Origin of the sequence: Pelagibacterium sp. H642, from assembly GCF_031202855.1 — a bacterium.
In the GTDB taxonomy this organism is placed as follows: domain Bacteria; phylum Pseudomonadota; class Alphaproteobacteria; order Rhizobiales; family Devosiaceae; genus Pelagibacterium.
The window spans coordinates 342,684-357,126 of record NZ_CP101829.1 but is presented as its reverse complement, the minus strand read 5'-3'; the positions used below and the strand labels follow the sequence as shown (position 1 = coordinate 357,126).

The following is a 14,443-nucleotide window of genomic DNA, read 5'->3' as shown; positions in this document are numbered from 1 at the left end:
GCGGCATGACGCTCATCAACACGATCATTCAAGGTGTGCTTTTGGGCGGGCTGTACGCGCTTTACGCCGCCGGGCTGTCGCTGATCTTCGGGGTCATGCGCCTGGTCAACCTTGCGCATGGCGACTTCATCGTGCTCGCCGCCTACGTCATCCTGGCGCTTTCGACAGCTCTCTTCATACCGCCGTTCTGGGCCATGCTGATCGCGCTGCCTTTCCTGTTCGCCCTGGGCTGGGCGCTGCAGCGTGTGATCCTCAACCGCACCGTGGAAGAAAACCTGCTGGTGCCGCTTCTGGTCACCTTTGGGCTGCAGATCATCATCCAGAACGGCCTGCTTGAAGCATTCACCGCCAATAGTCGGCGGCTGAGCCTGGGCGGGATCGAATCGGCGTCGCTCACGGTCGGCGGCATCAGCCTTGGGGTGATGCCGCTGTTCACCTTCGTGGCCGCCGTCGCGGTGATCGGCGGGCTTTCAGCGCTGTTCTACATGACCGCGCTGGGGCGCAAGCTGCGCGCCACCTCCGACAACCGCACCTATGTACAGATCGTAGGGATCAATCCTCACAAGGTCTTCGCCATCGCCATGGGACTCGCGTTCATCGTGATCGCCATCGCCGCATTCTTCATGGGCGCGCGCTCCAATTTCGATCCGTCACAAGGGCCGGCCCGGCTGCTGTTCGCTTTCGAAGCCGTGGTGATCGGCGGGCTGGGCAGTTTGTGGGGCACATTGGCGGGGGGCGTCATTCTGGGCGTGTCCCAAGCTATCGGCGCCGCGATCCATCCCCAGTACCAGATTCTGGTCGGCCACATCGTCTTCTTGTTGATCATCCTGGTCAGGCCGCGCGGTCTGTTCCCCAAACAATAGGGTGCGCTGCACGCCATGAGTTCACAAACAGATAGCACCACCGTCGGAAACGCCGGCCTGAGGGAGGTTCACGCCAAGGATGCCCTTGGTGCGGCCAAGGGCAATTATCGTGTCGTCGTCGATACGAAAGTGTCCAGGATCGGCATGATCGTCATGGGGCTTATCGTCCTGGTCCTTTTCGCGGCTCCCGCTTTCGTCGAACGCGCCTTGCTTCAGGACCTGATCCTGATCCTGATGCTGATCGGGCTCGCCCAGTGCTGGAATCTCTTGGCGGGCTATGCGGGGCTCATCTCGGTGGGCCAGCAGGCGTTCGTCGGCGTGGGTGCCTATGGCATGTTCTACGTGGTGATCATGATGGGGGCCGATCCGCTGTTGTCGGTGCTGATCTCGGCGGTGTTCGTGGCCTTGCTGTCCATTCCGGTGGGGCTCGTAGTGTTCCGGCTGCAGGGAGCATATTTCGCGGTGGTCACCTGGGTGGTTGCCGAGGTGTTCCGCCTGATCGCCGCGATCTGGCCCGCTCTTGGCGGCGGCAGCGGCACGGCGCTGCCGCGCGCCGCTACCTCGGAGATGTTCGGCCTCGATTTTGCCGCCGAGCTGTTCGGCGCGCGTGCGGCGGCGGCGCGGGAGATCGTCATCTATTGGGGCGCTCTCGCCGTGGTGGTGATGATCGTGGTCGTGGCCTATCTCATGCTGCGCTCGCGCCTGGGACTGGCGCTCTCGGCCATCAAGGACGGCGAGATCGCCGCCGAAAGCGTCGGGATCGACATCAACCGCACCAAGTTCCTCGTCTATGTTTTCGCCGCGTTCGGCGCAGGGCTGATCGGGGCGCTCTATTTCCTGCAGCAGGCGCGCGTTTCTCCCGATGCGGCGTTCTCGGTCATGGATTGGACGGCTTATGTGATCTTCATCGTCGTCATCGGCGGGCTGGGCACGATCGAAGGGCCGATCATCGGCGCCATCGTGTTTGTGCTGCTGCGCTCATGGTTTTCGGCCTTCGGCCCATGGTACCTGATGTTCCTGGGACTCCTGGCCATCGTCATGATGCTGTTTGCGCCTAAAGGGTTGTGGGGGATGTTTTCCTCGGCCACCAACATACACCTTTTCCCCACGCGCAAGCGGCTGGAGCGCTCCGATCGGGATTGAAAGTGAACGTAAAAACTGTTGATTTTCAATATCTTACGTTCATCCGATTGCCCGCTTGTTTCGTGCAGAATTTCGCAACGGATTATGCAGGTTCCCACTCGCGCCGCCTCTTAAACTTTTCCGAGGATGGGGGTCCATCCGCTCGATGACCGCCCTGGCGGCGGTTTGGGAAGAGACAATCGCGAGACGTCCGGCGATGGTCCGGTACAGAAAAGGTATAATATGCGCGACGAACATAAGCTCGTGAAAGGCATCCATCACGTCACATCGTGCGTGGGCGGTGCTCAGGAGGACATCGATTTCCTGACGCAGGTCGTAGGCCAGCGGATGATCAAGCAGACGGTGCTGTTTGACGGCAAGGTGCCGATCTACCACCTCTACTACGCCAATGCGGATGCCGAGATCGGCACCGTGATGACCACCTTTCCTTATCGCCAGGACGGCCGCAAGGGGCGCAGGGGCACAGGCCAGGTCGCGGTGACCGCCTATAGCGTGGGCGAAGACAGCCTCGACTTCTGGGCTCAGCACCTCGAGCGCCATGGGGTGAAGCATTCGGGCGTCAAGCGCCTGTTCGGCAAGGACCGGATCTATTTCGAAGATCCCGTGGGCCTGGGCTATGAAGTGGTCGGCGACAATCGCGACACTCGCAAGGGGTGGACAACCGACGAGATCTCTGAAGCCAATTCGGTCAAGGGGTTCAACAACGTCGTGATGTCCGTGCGCGAAATCCCCTCGATGGAGAGCTACCTCGTCGATGCCCTGGGGTTTGAAAAGACCGGGCAGGAAGACAACTACCACCAGTACGAAATCAATGGCGGGGGCCCGTGCAAGACGGTGATTCTGCGTGAGGATGCCGATACGCCGCAAGGGTCGTGGACCTTTGGCGAAGGCACCGTGCACCACGTCGCCTTTCAGGTCGAAAACGACGATACCCAGAAGGTCCTCAAGGATTGGCTCGAAGGTCTCGGCTACACCGACTCATCGGAGCAGAAGGACCGGAACTACTTCCACTCGGTCTATTGCCGCTCGCCCGGAGGGGTTCTGACCGAATTCGCCACATGCGATATCGGGTTCACAACCGATGAGCCGCTCGAGGAACTGGGCAAGAACCTGATGCTGCCGCCCTGGTTCGAAAGCCGCCGGGCCGAGATCGTCGCTCCGCTCGAGCCGATCAAGGTTCCGCAATAACAGCCAATCGCAAGGCACGGGCCCCGGCCCGTGCCTTTTGCTATGGGCGGGCTCGAGCAGGAAAACTGGAATTGGCTGTGCAAGTTTCATACAGAAAACTGGAAAAGAATGTGCAGGTTTTCCGTCAAGGCTTGCGGCACACTCTCTGCTATCGGCTGCTGACCAAGCTGGAAAGAACGGGCGCTAAAAGCCTGATCCCGCTGTGGTTCCGGCTTTCTGATGGAGGAGGAAACATCATGGCGCCAATGCATTTCGATCACTTTCGCGAGCGGCTTGCGCGCTGCTGACGAAGCTGCCATTGTGTGCGCGTTACGGTTCCGATCAGGGCGACACGCCGCGATCGGATGAAAAGGGAACACGGTGCGGACGACCCAATCGGGGCCAATTCCGTGGCTGCCCTCGCAACTGTAACCGGCGAGCCTGTCGCCAAACTGCCACTGGTCCCATCGGGCTGGGAAGGCGGCGGCGGGCATTTGAGCCGGGAGCCAGTAGACCTGCCGGAACGACACGACCTTTGAGCCGAGCGAGGTGCCTCGGCGGGAGAGAACTACCTATGACCATTCGCTCGTCGAAATGGCCGATCGGTTCTGCCCGCCCCGTTGTGGGAGCGGATAGCGATGCAGCCTGACGCCATTCTCTTTACGATCTCGCAGCACAATCTGAGCGCGGGGCGATTCAAAGTCATGGCCGGACGCTTGGAGGCGGCAATTAATGTGCCTTCGATGCTAGTGCGTCTGGAAGGAAGCTCCACGAGCCTGCCCGATGCACTCGATGCGCTGGTCGCACGGTCGCACCGGCGCATATTGATCCAGCCGATCGGACTGCCGTTCACCGAATCCATGCGCGCGTGGCTGCCGGGCGCGGTGGGGAACTGGCTGGAACGGACGGGACGGGACGATCTTGAACTGGCGATCGGGCGGGAGGTGCTCGAAACCACCGATCTGCTCGAACGCATCGCCGCGTCCGCGCTCGACAATGTCGATACGGCTGAGCCGGCGACAACAGCCAAGACCAGCCTGGGCAAGCCCGGTTGGGAGACGCCACCGGCTTTCGCCCATCACATTCTGGTTTGTACCGGGCCGCGCTGCCACTACCGCGATGCCGCCTCGATGGTCGTGGCGCTGAAATCGGAAATCAGCCGGCAAAAGGCCGGACACAAATGCCTGACCACCCGCACTGGCTGCATGTTTCCGTGCAACAAGGGACCGATGGTCGCCGTCTATCCCCGAGGGGAATGGTATCGGCTGCCCGATGGGGAAGCCGTCCGCCAATTCGTGCGCTCCGTGATCGTCGAGGAGACGACGCTGCCCGAGCATCTGTTCTTTTCCGCCACCGCCAAAGCGGCGATTGCCTAGGGGAGGGAGCAGATGTCGACATTGACCGCAAGAATGCCGGCGGGAGCCCGGCCGAGCCGCGTACTGGTCAGTTTTTCCGCCTTCGTCGCGTTGGTGGCGTTCGGTTTTTTGATCTTGCTCGCGCGGGGGACCGTGTTCATCCCCATAGGGGAGGTGACGCAAATCCTCCTCGGCGGCGAAGGAAGCCGGGACATTCACCGCGTCATCGTGATGGATGCGCGTCTTCCCAAGGCCATAACCGCCGTATTTGCCGGGGCCGCGCTGGGGGTAGGCGGAGCGCTGATGCAGACGCTGTTCCGCAATCCCCTTGCCGATCCTTTCGTGCTCGGAGTCAGTTCAGGTGCGGTGCTCGGAGCAGCCATCGTAATCCTGGGGACATCGACCACCGGCTGGCTCTCGGGGCTGACCATCGTTCGTCAGCTCGGCGTAACGGGCGCCGCAGTGGCGGGCGCCGGACTGGTGCTGGTGCTTGCGCTGGCGTTCGCGCGCCGGGTCGGCAATCCGACGACCGTGCTGATCGTCGGCGTCATGTTCGGCTTTCTCTCGGGCGCGCTGGTCGATGTGCTCGTCTATTATGCCGATCCCGAGCGACTGCAGGGGCTTGCCTCTTTCACACGCGGCACGGTTCGCGACGTGAGCTGGCATGACCTACAGGTCGTCGCCCCGGCTTGCGTCGCCGTCATTCTCGCTTCGGTGTTGCTCGCCAAATCAATGAACATCCTGCTGTTGGGCGAGAATTACGCCGCGACCATGGGGATCAAGGTTCGACCTATCCAGTTCAGCGCGCTGGCCATCGTCGCGATCCTTGCCGGCGTGGTCACCGCCTATTGCGGCGCCATCGGCTTTGTGGGGCTGGCGGCACCGCATCTGGTGAGGGGCATTTTGCGCGACTCCAATCACTTCGTCGTGCTGCCCGGTTCCGCACTGGTCGGTGCGCTGCTCGTGCTGTTGGCCGAGTACGTGGCGGGCGGCAACGGGCTCACCAATGTCTCGCTTCCGCTCAATTCGGTCACCGCCTTCGTGGGCGCGCCGGTCGTCCTCTGGGTGTTGCTGCGGCGTCGCCGCGAGGCTGGGCAGGTGCCGTCATGAACGCGTTATCGGAAATCAGGGCCGATCATCAGGCAGACCGGCCGGTGATCGAGGCGATCGATCTCACGGTCGGATATCGTGGCGCGCGGGGCCGCCCGGCCAACGTGCTCACCGGCATCGACGCTACCTTGAGGCAGGGGCAGTTCGCCTTTCTGCTCGGGCCGAACGGCGCAGGTAAATCCACCTTGCTCCGCAGCCTTGTGGGAAGCCAGCGGCCGCTCGCCGGGCGGGTCATGCTCGACGGGGTTGACCTGGCCCGCATGTCGGCCCGCGAGCGTGCTCAACGGCTGAGCGTGGTGCTGACCGACCGCGTCGACGTCGGACTGATGTCGGTGCGCGCGCTGGTCGGCCTGGGGCGCGCGCCCTACATGGGCTGGTTCGCGGCGATGGAACAGGAAGACCGCGACACGGTGGAATGGGCGCTCGACGCCGCCGGAGCGCGGATGCTGGCCGACCGGCAGGTGATCGAGCTGTCCGACGGCGAGCGCCAGCGCGTCATGATTGCCAGGGCGCTGGCGCAGCGGCCCTCCATCCTCGTGCTGGACGAGCCCACTGCGTTTCTCGATCTGACGCGACGGGTCGAATTGACAGCGCTGCTTCGGCGCCTGGTGGACGAGACAGGACTTACGATCCTGATGTCCACGCATGACCTCGAACTCGCGCTGCGCACCGCCGATCAGATCTGGCTGGTGCATGGGGACGGGGCGTTCGAGACTGGATGCCCGGAAGATCTCGCCCACAACGGCTCGATCGCCCGCGCCTATGCCGGCCGCGGCATTTCGTTCGACCATCAGGTGGGAACCTTCATCGTCACAGCCGATGAGGGCGGGCCTAGGATTGCCGTGTCCGGGGCAGGGGTATCGTCCCACTGGGCCGCCCGCGCCGTGGAGCGCGCCGGCTGCGTCCCGGTCGGACAAGATGCGTGCGCGCACCACAGCCTCTCCGTCGAAACGCTGGCGGACAAGGGCGTGGCCTGGCGGCTGGACGCCAATGGCCAGACGTGTGGAGGCAATGATTTCGAAGGCCTGGTCGCCCATCTGCGGCTTTTGGCCGAGCGACCAGCGCCGATAGGGGCGGGAGACTGATCTGATGCAGAAATGGACATGGGCAGTCGTCGCCTTGGCGGCGCTGACAGCAATCCCTCACGCCGTTGCCCAGGAGGGCTCGGGCCAGCAATCGTCAATTTGTGTGGAGGATTTCGACCCGGAGGTGGACTATTTCGCCGACAAGGTCGAATCGGACCATTCCCAATTCTGGGAAGCATCTTATCACGGCAATTACAAGGTGCTGACGGTTGCCGACACCGAGAACCCATCGGGCGGAAGCCTGTCCTACGTGCTCGTGCAGTGCGGAACGCCGGCGCCCGAGCTGACGGGCGACCTCGAAGGCGCGCTGCTGGTCGAGGTGCCGATCGAGAGGGCTGTCGTCACGCACCGCAATGCCCTGGCCATGATCGACGAGATCGGGCAGGTGCCCACGATCGTGGGACTGACGCGAAACTATCTCGGCTACGCTGAAGGCGATGCCTGGTATTCCGAACTTGTCGCCGCGGCCGGGAGCCCTGTCGATGTGGGTTCGGAATCCGATCTCGATTTCGAAACCACGCTGGCGCTCGAACCCGATGTCATCTTCATGGCCGGCTATGGCCCAGGCTATAATGAAGTGACCACGGTGAGCGAGCGGGGGCTGCCGGCGATCATGGTCTCCAACCGCACCGAGCCAACCCCACTCGGCTCGTCCGAATGGCTCAAATTCATTGCCGCCTTCTATAATGAGGAAGCCCAGGCCAACGCCGTCTTCGAGACGATCAGCACCGACTATACCGCCATCGCGCAGGAGGTCGCCGGACGCCTCGACGATTATGAGGTCGGCTATGCCTGCCTCGGCGAAGAAGGCGGCTGCGGCTTCATGTTCGCCCATGGCGATAACACGCTCAACGGGCAGATCCTTCAGCTAATGGGGGTGAAAAACCCCTTTGCCGAGGGAAATGACCGGCCAAACGGCATGGACTTCGATTATGAGGCCGCGTTGGGCCGTGTGCAGGATACCGATTTCTTCATCATCTATTACGTGGCCTCGCCCGAGGCGCTGGCCAGCGATCCGCGCTACCAGAATGTGCCGGCCCTGGCTTCGGGAAACTACATCATTTCCACGGTCGACAATTACCACGAATGCAATGCGGTGACCTATGTCCGCGTTGACCGGCTGATCCGCGACTATGCGATCGGCATGCTGCCCGAATTGTTCCCCGGCGAGGAGGGTGTCTGCTTCAAGGCGCCTTCGCAATAGGTGGCTGGAGCGGGATTGAGGAGAAAGAATATGAAAACCGGGTTTGTCATGATCGCCGGTGCCACGCTGTTTTTGGGCCTGAGCCTGCCCGTTGCCGCGCAAGAAGGGGGAGGGGCCGCCGCATGTGTCGAGGCGTTCGATCCGCCCACCGACTATTTCCCCGAAAAGGTGGAACCGCGCCATTCAGCGTTCTGGTCGATCTCCTACCACAACAACTACAAGGTGCTGACCGTTCCGAACTCGGAATTCCCCGACGCAGCCGACCTGGTCTACGTGCTGGTGCAGTGTGGCACGCCCGCACCGGACCTCACGGGGGAACTCGAGGGTGCGCTTGTGGTCGATATTCCCGTCGACCGGACCATGATCACGCACAATAACGGGCTTGCCATGCTCGACGAGATCGGCGCGCTGGGCACCATCGTCGGGGTTTCCAATGGGATGATCAACTCGGCGGAGAGCGACCATTGGTTCGGGAGGGTGCTCGACGCCGCGAACGATCCGCAAAATCTCGGATCGAGTGGCATCGACTTTGAAACCGCGCTTGGGTTGGAGGCCGATATCCTGATCATGGCGGGATATGGTCCCGGCTACAGCGAAGTGGCCGACGCGCGGGATCGGGGCCTGCCGGCCGTCATGGTGTCGAACCGGATAGAGCCCACCCCGCTCGGGTCATCCGAATGGCTCAAATTCCTCTCGGCTTTTTATAATCTCGAAGGGCACGCCAACGAGCATTTCGATGCGATCGAAGAGCGTTACCAGGAGGTTGCGGACAGGGTGGAAAATCAACTGCCTTCGGATTTCAGTGCAGCTTATGCCTGTATCGGCGAGCAGCGCGGCTGCACCTTCATGTATGCCCACGGGCCACGCTCGCTCAACGGGCAGATCCTGGAGACGCTCGGGGTCAACAATCCCTTTGCCGAAGGCAATGACGCCGGCAATGGAATGACCTTCGATTTTGAAACCTCGCTCGGCCGGGCCGCCAATGCCGACTTCTTCATCCTCTATTACGAGCAGGCGGTGAATGCCGAGACGATCGCCACCGACACCCGCTACCAGAGCTTTCCTGCGCTGGCCCAGGGCAACTATCTCACCGGAACCGACGAGAATTATGCCGAGTGCGGCGCAACCAATTATGTGCATGTCGACCGGCTGATCCGCGACTACGCGATCGGGATCCTTCCGGAGTTGTTTCCCGGCGAGAGCGGTGTTTGCTTCACACGGCCGTAGGATATCCGCCGGCGTCTACGCGGCAAAAATCTGGAACCTTTCCGACTTCCGGAGCGAACCAACCAAATAGCCCCGGGCGAACTCGTTCGACACGGGATGGGGGTGCCGTCATACACCGCCTGCATTGGCTGCCGAATTGGCCGTGATGCAAAGGGTGAGGGCTTGTTGCAGCTCTCGGTCTGAAAAGGGTTTGCTCAGAACGGGATGACTGGAAAACGCAGGCGGCAGTGCCGCAACGCCATATCCGGTGCTAAAAAGCATCGGAACACGACGCCGCCTAAGGATCTCGGCCACAGGAAAAACGGGCTGCCCTGCCACATTGACGTCGAGCACCGCAACGTCGATGTCGGCGGTCTCCGCAATCTCGCAGGCATGTGGAACGCGAGATGAAGACGAGACAATCCTGCACCCGAGCTCTGCCAGCGCATCTTCGATCATCATGGCGACGGTGAACTCGTCCTCTACGATCAGCACCTTAACGTCGGTGAATACCGTCATGCCGGCTCCACCCGGATAGGGATCGAGATAGAGCAGAAGACGCCTTCCGGGTAAAAAACCAAATCGAACTCGCCGCGCAGATCGTGTTCTATGCAACCCTCCATAAGCCTCGTCCCGAAGCCCCGCCGGGTTGGTGGTTTAACGACAGGCCCTCCACGCTCCTGCCATTCGAGGATCAATCTCGAGTGTGAACCTGCTGCGTCTTGCAGGTGCCAGTTGAGCGTTAGAGATCCGGTTTCAGAGGACAGCGCGCCATATTTGATGGCGTTGGTACCGAGTTCGGCAAGCGCCATGGTCAAGCTCAGGGCCTCGCGAGAGGTGAGCTCAATAGATGGCCCGTTGAGCGTCACCCGGCCGGCAGCCTCGCCGGCAAGTGGGGTCAATACGTCCCTGGCGAGCGACTCGAGCGGCGCATCCTCCCAGTGCCGTCGCGTCAGCAGGTCGTGCGCGCGCGCAAGCGCCAACAGCCGGGCTTCGAACCGAACCAGGAAATCATCGAGGTTGTCGGCGTGCCTGATGGTCTGTGCTGTCAGTGACCGTACGGTAGCAAGAGTGTTCTTGACCCTGTGATTGAGCTCGTCGATTAACGTCTTCTGCCTGCTTTCGGCTTGCTTGCGTTCGGTAATGTCGACGAGCATGTTGACCGCGCCCACTAGATTGCCCTCTTCATCGTGCAGGGGCGTGGGATAGGGAATGAACGGGACACGAGTGCCATCGGGCCGCTCGGCGACGGCTTCCGCTCCTCGGACCGGCCGGTTCTCCTTGAGCGCGATTGCCATCGGACACTGATCGTGCGGAAGCGGCGTACCGTCAGTATTGAAAAGGCGCCATGTCACGCACCACATATCGCCCGGCTCGGGCGTGCGCCCGGACATTTCGACCGCCGCCTTGTTGTAGAACGTGATGCGCCCTTCCGCATCGGTTGTGTATACCGCAGCGGGAAGCGCCTCGAGAAGAACGCGAAGATGCTGCTCGCTGGAGCGTATCTGGTCTTCCATCTGTTTGACGGCAGTAACGTCCTGAATGACGCGCACGCCATAACGGAACTCTCCGTCCTCGTCCCGCACGGAAGAGCTGTGGATGTCGAGATAGATTGTCCTCCCGTCACCCCGGGTCGCCCGCTTGCGCAGCACGTAGCTGTCCAGTTCTCCTCGCGTCTGGCGCGCGTAGGACGCGGCATCCCGTTCGCGATCGTCTTTGTGCGTGTAATCGTAGAACGACATGGCAAGCAGTTTGTCGCGCGAAAGCCCGAGCATCCGGCAAAGCGCGTCGTTGACCCGGAGAAGGCGTCCTGAAGCGTCCGCTTCGGCGATTCCGATGGTTGCGGCTTCGTAGGTCGCCGCTAAGCGCTCTTCGCTCTCGCGGCGCCCCGCTTCGGCTTCGTGCAGGTTCGTGACGTCGGTTGTAAAGCAGCGCGTATTGACGAATTCCCCATCTTCGAGGCGGCTGTTCGAGGTGATGAGAACATGCCTTATCGAGTCGTCCTTGGCGCGAAGGCGGGCCGGATAGCGGTCAAGCCGCTCACCTCTGCCAAGCCGGCTGAGGATATTGCCTATGACCTCCGCATCCGCGTGGAATTCCGCAATATGCCGCCCGATATATTCTTGGGCGGTATAGCCGAGGAGCTCGAGTTCGGCCTTGTTGGCCCGCAGGATGATCCCGTCCCGTCCCACTATATGGAGGGCGATCGCGCTGTTCTCAAAAAAATCTTCTAGATCTGCGTTCTTGTGCCGAAGTTCCTCTTCCATCACCTTTTGGGAAGAAATGTCCTGGAAGCAATTGATCGCGCCCTGGATTTCCCCCTTAGGACCCTTCAACGCGCGAATGTTCACCAACACTGTGCGGCGTGATCCGTCCGGCCGCTCGATAACGACTTCTGCATTGTGCGCTTCAGTACCCTCATATACGGCCTTGGCCATCGGGCAGACGTCGTGTGCCAATGGCGTGCCGTCCGGCAGGAACAGGGCATGCGAGCCGCAAAAGCGCTCCCGTTCTGCTCCAATAGCCGGCGTTCTACCCCAGATCTGGGCTGCGTCGTCATTGTAGCGGACCAGCCAACCTTCATGGTCGCACAAATAGACGGCACCCGGAATTGCATTCAGCACACTTGGTGCCGCCGACATGAGCGCCTCGTATTCCGTTGTCCGGCGGGCTTCGATTGGGAATTCTTCTACGTTCGACAAAATGCCCCTACGTGACGGTTGTCCTACAGCTGGCGGCGGCATCCTGGGATCACCGGGGCTGGAGGGATTGATAACTTTCTTGAACGACTGCCGGCTCGGATGGTTCCGAATAGATCGCTTGTGTAAAAGAGTGCGAACTGTAGGCGGGGCTGGTCGCCAAGAGCGCTGCCTAGGGCGATGCAGCCGAGCGAAACCTCCCTGCCGAACCGGCGATCAGGTCCGCGAGACGTTGAGCCGTGCCGAGTGCAAGGGTGAACCCCAGCGCACCATGCCCGACGTTGACCAAAAGATTGTCGACAGGCGTGCTGCCAACAATAGGTTGACCGGTGGGCGTTGCGGGTCGGAGCCCTGCCCACAATTCAGCCTTCTGCCAGTCCGCCGCCTCGGGGAAATCGCTCGTCGCGTCTGTAATCAGCTTGCTCGTCCGGCGATGATCGATATCGAGATCGTAGCCGACGATGTCCGCCGCGCCGGCGAGGCGGAGCGAATTGCCGAGGCGCGCCAGAACGATCTTGCGCGCCGCATCCGTCACGCTGACGCGAGGCGCGGCCGCTTCGCGCGCGACGGGCACGGACAGGGAATAGCCCTTGATGGGATAGATCGGCAGATCAAGCCCGAGGCGCTGCCCCAGGGCCCTTGCGCCGGCGCCCGCGGCCAGCACGACCAGATCGGCCGTATACGAACCTCGATCGGTCTCGATGGCCTCGATCGCGCGGCCTTTGCGCCGGAAATCGGTGACAGCGGTTTCGTAGAGGAAGAGCGGCGGGTTGGCGCTTTCCAGCATCAACTGCTCGAGGCGCCGGCACATCTGATACGCATCGGCTGTTTCGTCATCGGGTGCGAAGACGCCTCCGACAAGTCGATCCGCGATCGAGGCGAGGGCGGGCTCGAGTTCCAGACATTCATCGCGGTCTAGTACCCGCTTTTCCGTGCCGCTGGCCATCTGGCGATCCGCCAGTTTCCGCGCCGACACAAAGCTCTTTTCGGAACTGTAAACCACCAGCTTGCCGCTGGCTGTCCAGTGAAGCTGCCCTGCCATCAACTCGGGAGAGTCGTGTAGCACCTTACGGCTCAACGCGGCCAACTCGCCCAGCCTATCGACGGTTTCGAGCGCTTGCCGCTTAGTGCACGCAGCAAGAAATTGCAGCAACCAGCGATATTGAAACGGATCAAACCCTGGCCGGAACTGCACCGGCGAGCCACGATCGGTGAGAAAGCGCGGCAACTGGGCCCATACCGAGGGGTCGGCCAGGGGGGCGACGTACGAATAGCTCAGCTGTGCGCCATTGGCATAGCTTGTACCGAGCCCCGGGCCCGAATCGCGGTCAATTACAGTGACGTGGTGGCCATCCCGCTGGAGACGCCATGCCGTGGCAAGACCCACCACGCCCGCGCCGATGACAATGATCTTCATCTCGATGACCTCGTTTTTACATGGCTCTTTGGCCGCCGGCGGACATAAGCCAACGATCGTCCGGTTCCCGAACTTGCTCTTGAGCGCATTCTTGTCCTTAATACCGATCCTTAGGGTGCCGGACGTGCCGCGGCAATGGCGGCCGATCACAAGGTGCTCCAGAACAAGGAAGGAAACGCAATGAATCGAAAGCTTCTCGGCCTCATGACCGCCACGGTTCTGGCGGGTGCGGGCGCTGCCCAGGCTCAGGATCAGTTCGTCACGATCGGAACCGGGGGCGTTACTGGCGTCTATTATCCGGTGGGCGGCGCGATCTGCCGGCTCATGAACGAAACGCGCGCCGAACATGGTTTCCGCTGTTCGGTCGAATCCACGGCCGCCTCGGTCTACAACCTCAACGCGATCGGCACGGGGGAACTGACGTTCGGCGTGTCGCAGACCGATGTGCTTTCTTATGCCGTCAACGGCGAGCAGGATTTTGCCGATGCCGGTCCCCAGGAAAATCTGCGCGCAGTCTTTTCCCTGCATCCGGAACCTTTCACCCTGGTAGCGCGCCCCGACGCTGGCATCGAGAGCTTCACCGATCTCGCCGGCAAGCGGGTCAATGTAGGTGCACCCGGCTCGGGTACGCAGACTTCGATCGATATCATCCTCGAAGCGATGGATATGAGCCGCGAGGATTTCGCGCTGGTCTCGGAACTGCGGCCTGACGAACACGGTCCCGCCCTGTGCGATAACCAGATTGACGCCTTCTTTTATGCAGTGGGCCACCCCTCGGCGAACATCGCCGATCCAACGACCACCTGCGAGGCCCAGATCGTTCCGATAAGCGGGGAGGCCATCGACGGTATTATCGAGGATCGACCCTTCTATGCCAAGGCGACCATTCCGGGTGGCACCTATGCCAACAACGACGAGGATGTCGAAACATTCGGCGTGCTGGCCGCACTTGCGGTGAGCGCCGATACGCCCGATGAGGCGGTATACGCCCTGGTCAGTTCGGTGTTCGAGAACTTCGACGCCTTCAAGGCGCTGCATCCTGCCCTGGCCAATCTGGAGCCCGAAAACATGATCGTCGACGGTCTCGAAGCTCCGCTGCATCCGGGCGCGGAGCAGTATTACCAGGAACAGGGCTGGTTGTAGTCCGACCCGACTTCGGTGGCCCGCTCTTGCCGGGCCATCCCACTGTCCTCC

General features: G+C 61.7%; 13 protein-coding genes and 1 riboswitch. Of the genes, 10 read left to right on the top strand and 3 right to left on the bottom strand.

From position 1 onward, the window contains the following. The first annotated feature begins 5 nt into the window (after positions 1-5). The 9 genes from NO934_RS01830 (at position 6) to NO934_RS01790 (ending at position 9,154) form a co-directional block, all read left to right on the top strand. A complete protein-coding gene (locus tag NO934_RS01830) occupies positions 6-863 on the top strand; it encodes a branched-chain amino acid ABC transporter permease (protein ID WP_309161879.1) in 858 nt (285 codons plus the stop codon). A gap of 144 nt (positions 864-1,007) precedes the next feature. After that, positions 1,008-2,006, top strand: a complete 999-nt coding sequence (locus NO934_RS01825; RefSeq protein ID WP_309163630.1) for a branched-chain amino acid ABC transporter permease — start codon at positions 1,008-1,010, stop codon at positions 2,004-2,006. A 222-nt stretch (positions 2,007-2,228) separates the two neighbouring features. Continuing rightward, positions 2,229-3,194 carry a ring-cleaving dioxygenase gene (locus tag NO934_RS01820; RefSeq protein WP_309161878.1) on the top strand — a complete coding sequence of 322 codons (966 nt, stop codon included), beginning with the start codon at positions 2,229-2,231 and terminating at the stop codon, positions 3,192-3,194. Between the two features lie 71 nt (positions 3,195-3,265). Then, on the top strand, positions 3,266-3,481 hold the full coding sequence (locus tag NO934_RS01815) for a hypothetical protein (RefSeq protein WP_309161877.1): 216 nt from the start codon (positions 3,266-3,268) through the stop codon (positions 3,479-3,481). Positions 3,482-3,489: 8 nt separating this feature from the next. After that, positions 3,490-3,711, top strand: a riboswitch (cobalamin riboswitch). Positions 3,712-3,811: 100 nt separating this feature from the next. Then, positions 3,812-4,549 (top strand): (2Fe-2S) ferredoxin domain-containing protein, encoded by a 738-nt coding sequence (locus NO934_RS01810; protein ID WP_309161876.1) that lies wholly within the window; start codon positions 3,812-3,814, stop codon positions 4,547-4,549. Positions 4,550-4,561: 12 nt separating this feature from the next. Beyond that, positions 4,562-5,638, top strand: coding sequence for an iron ABC transporter permease (locus tag NO934_RS01805; RefSeq protein WP_309161875.1), 1,077 nt, complete (start codon positions 4,562-4,564; stop codon positions 5,636-5,638). Then, on the top strand, positions 5,635-6,723 hold the full coding sequence (locus NO934_RS01800; protein ID WP_309161873.1) for an ABC transporter ATP-binding protein: 1,089 nt from the start codon (positions 5,635-5,637) through the stop codon (positions 6,721-6,723). The genes NO934_RS01805 and NO934_RS01800 overlap by 4 nt, the downstream gene beginning before the upstream one ends. A gap of 4 nt (positions 6,724-6,727) precedes the next feature. Continuing rightward, positions 6,728-7,927: an ABC transporter substrate-binding protein gene (locus NO934_RS01795; protein WP_309161872.1), complete on the top strand. Its 1,200-nt coding sequence runs from the start codon at positions 6,728-6,730 to the stop codon at positions 7,925-7,927. 30 nt (positions 7,928-7,957) lie between these two features. After that, positions 7,958-9,154 (top strand): ABC transporter substrate-binding protein, encoded by a 1,197-nt coding sequence (locus NO934_RS01790; RefSeq protein WP_309161871.1) that lies wholly within the window; start codon positions 7,958-7,960, stop codon positions 9,152-9,154. 108 nt (positions 9,155-9,262) lie between these two features. On the opposite strand, the gene NO934_RS01785 is transcribed toward NO934_RS01790, so the two are convergent. The 3 genes from NO934_RS01785 to NO934_RS01775 all read right to left on the bottom strand — a co-directional run bounded on the left by NO934_RS01785 (position 9,263) and on the right by NO934_RS01775 (position 13,399). Further along, positions 9,263-9,652 (bottom strand): response regulator, encoded by a 390-nt coding sequence (locus NO934_RS01785; protein WP_309161869.1) that lies wholly within the window; start codon positions 9,650-9,652, stop codon positions 9,263-9,265. Further along, on the bottom strand, positions 9,649-11,835 hold the full coding sequence (locus tag NO934_RS01780) for a PAS domain S-box protein (RefSeq protein WP_309163788.1): 2,187 nt from the start codon (positions 11,833-11,835) through the stop codon (positions 9,649-9,651). Before NO934_RS01780 ends, NO934_RS01785 begins: the two co-directional genes overlap by 4 nt. Positions 11,836-12,004: 169 nt before the next feature. Then, positions 12,005-13,399 carry a D-amino acid dehydrogenase gene (locus NO934_RS01775; RefSeq protein ID WP_309161868.1) on the bottom strand — a complete coding sequence of 465 codons (1,395 nt, stop codon included), beginning with the start codon at positions 13,397-13,399 and terminating at the stop codon, positions 12,005-12,007. 30 nt (positions 13,400-13,429) lie between these two features. On the opposite strand from NO934_RS01775, the gene NO934_RS01770 reads away from it, so the two are divergent. Continuing rightward, positions 13,430-14,392, top strand: coding sequence for a TAXI family TRAP transporter solute-binding subunit (locus NO934_RS01770; protein WP_309161867.1), 963 nt, complete (start codon positions 13,430-13,432; stop codon positions 14,390-14,392). Positions 14,393-14,443 lie beyond the last annotated feature (51 nt).

Excerpts from the sequence above, each read along its gene's own strand:
- NO934_RS01820 (WP_309161878.1), top strand. The coding sequence starts at position 2,229 with ATGCGCGACGAACATAAGCTCGTGAAAGGCATCCATCACGTCACATCG.
- NO934_RS01830 (WP_309161879.1), top strand. The coding sequence starts at position 6 with ATGACGCTCATCAACACGATCATTCAAGGTGTGCTTTTGGGCGGGCTG.
- NO934_RS01825 (WP_309163630.1), top strand. The coding sequence starts at position 1,008 with ATGATCGTCATGGGGCTTATCGTCCTGGTCCTTTTCGCGGCTCCCGCT.
- NO934_RS01805 (WP_309161875.1), top strand. The coding sequence starts at position 4,562 with ATGTCGACATTGACCGCAAGAATGCCGGCGGGAGCCCGGCCGAGCCGC.
- NO934_RS01790 (WP_309161871.1), top strand. The coding sequence starts at position 7,958 with ATGAAAACCGGGTTTGTCATGATCGCCGGTGCCACGCTGTTTTTGGGC.
- NO934_RS01795 (WP_309161872.1), top strand. The coding sequence starts at position 6,728 with ATGCAGAAATGGACATGGGCAGTCGTCGCCTTGGCGGCGCTGACAGCA.
- NO934_RS01810 (WP_309161876.1), top strand. The coding sequence starts at position 3,812 with ATGCAGCCTGACGCCATTCTCTTTACGATCTCGCAGCACAATCTGAGC.
- NO934_RS01770 (WP_309161867.1), top strand. The coding sequence starts at position 13,430 with ATGAATCGAAAGCTTCTCGGCCTCATGACCGCCACGGTTCTGGCGGGT.
- NO934_RS01800 (WP_309161873.1), top strand. The coding sequence starts at position 5,635 with ATGAACGCGTTATCGGAAATCAGGGCCGATCATCAGGCAGACCGGCCG.
- NO934_RS01785 (WP_309161869.1), bottom strand. The coding sequence starts at position 9,652 with ATGACGGTATTCACCGACGTTAAGGTGCTGATCGTAGAGGACGAGTTC.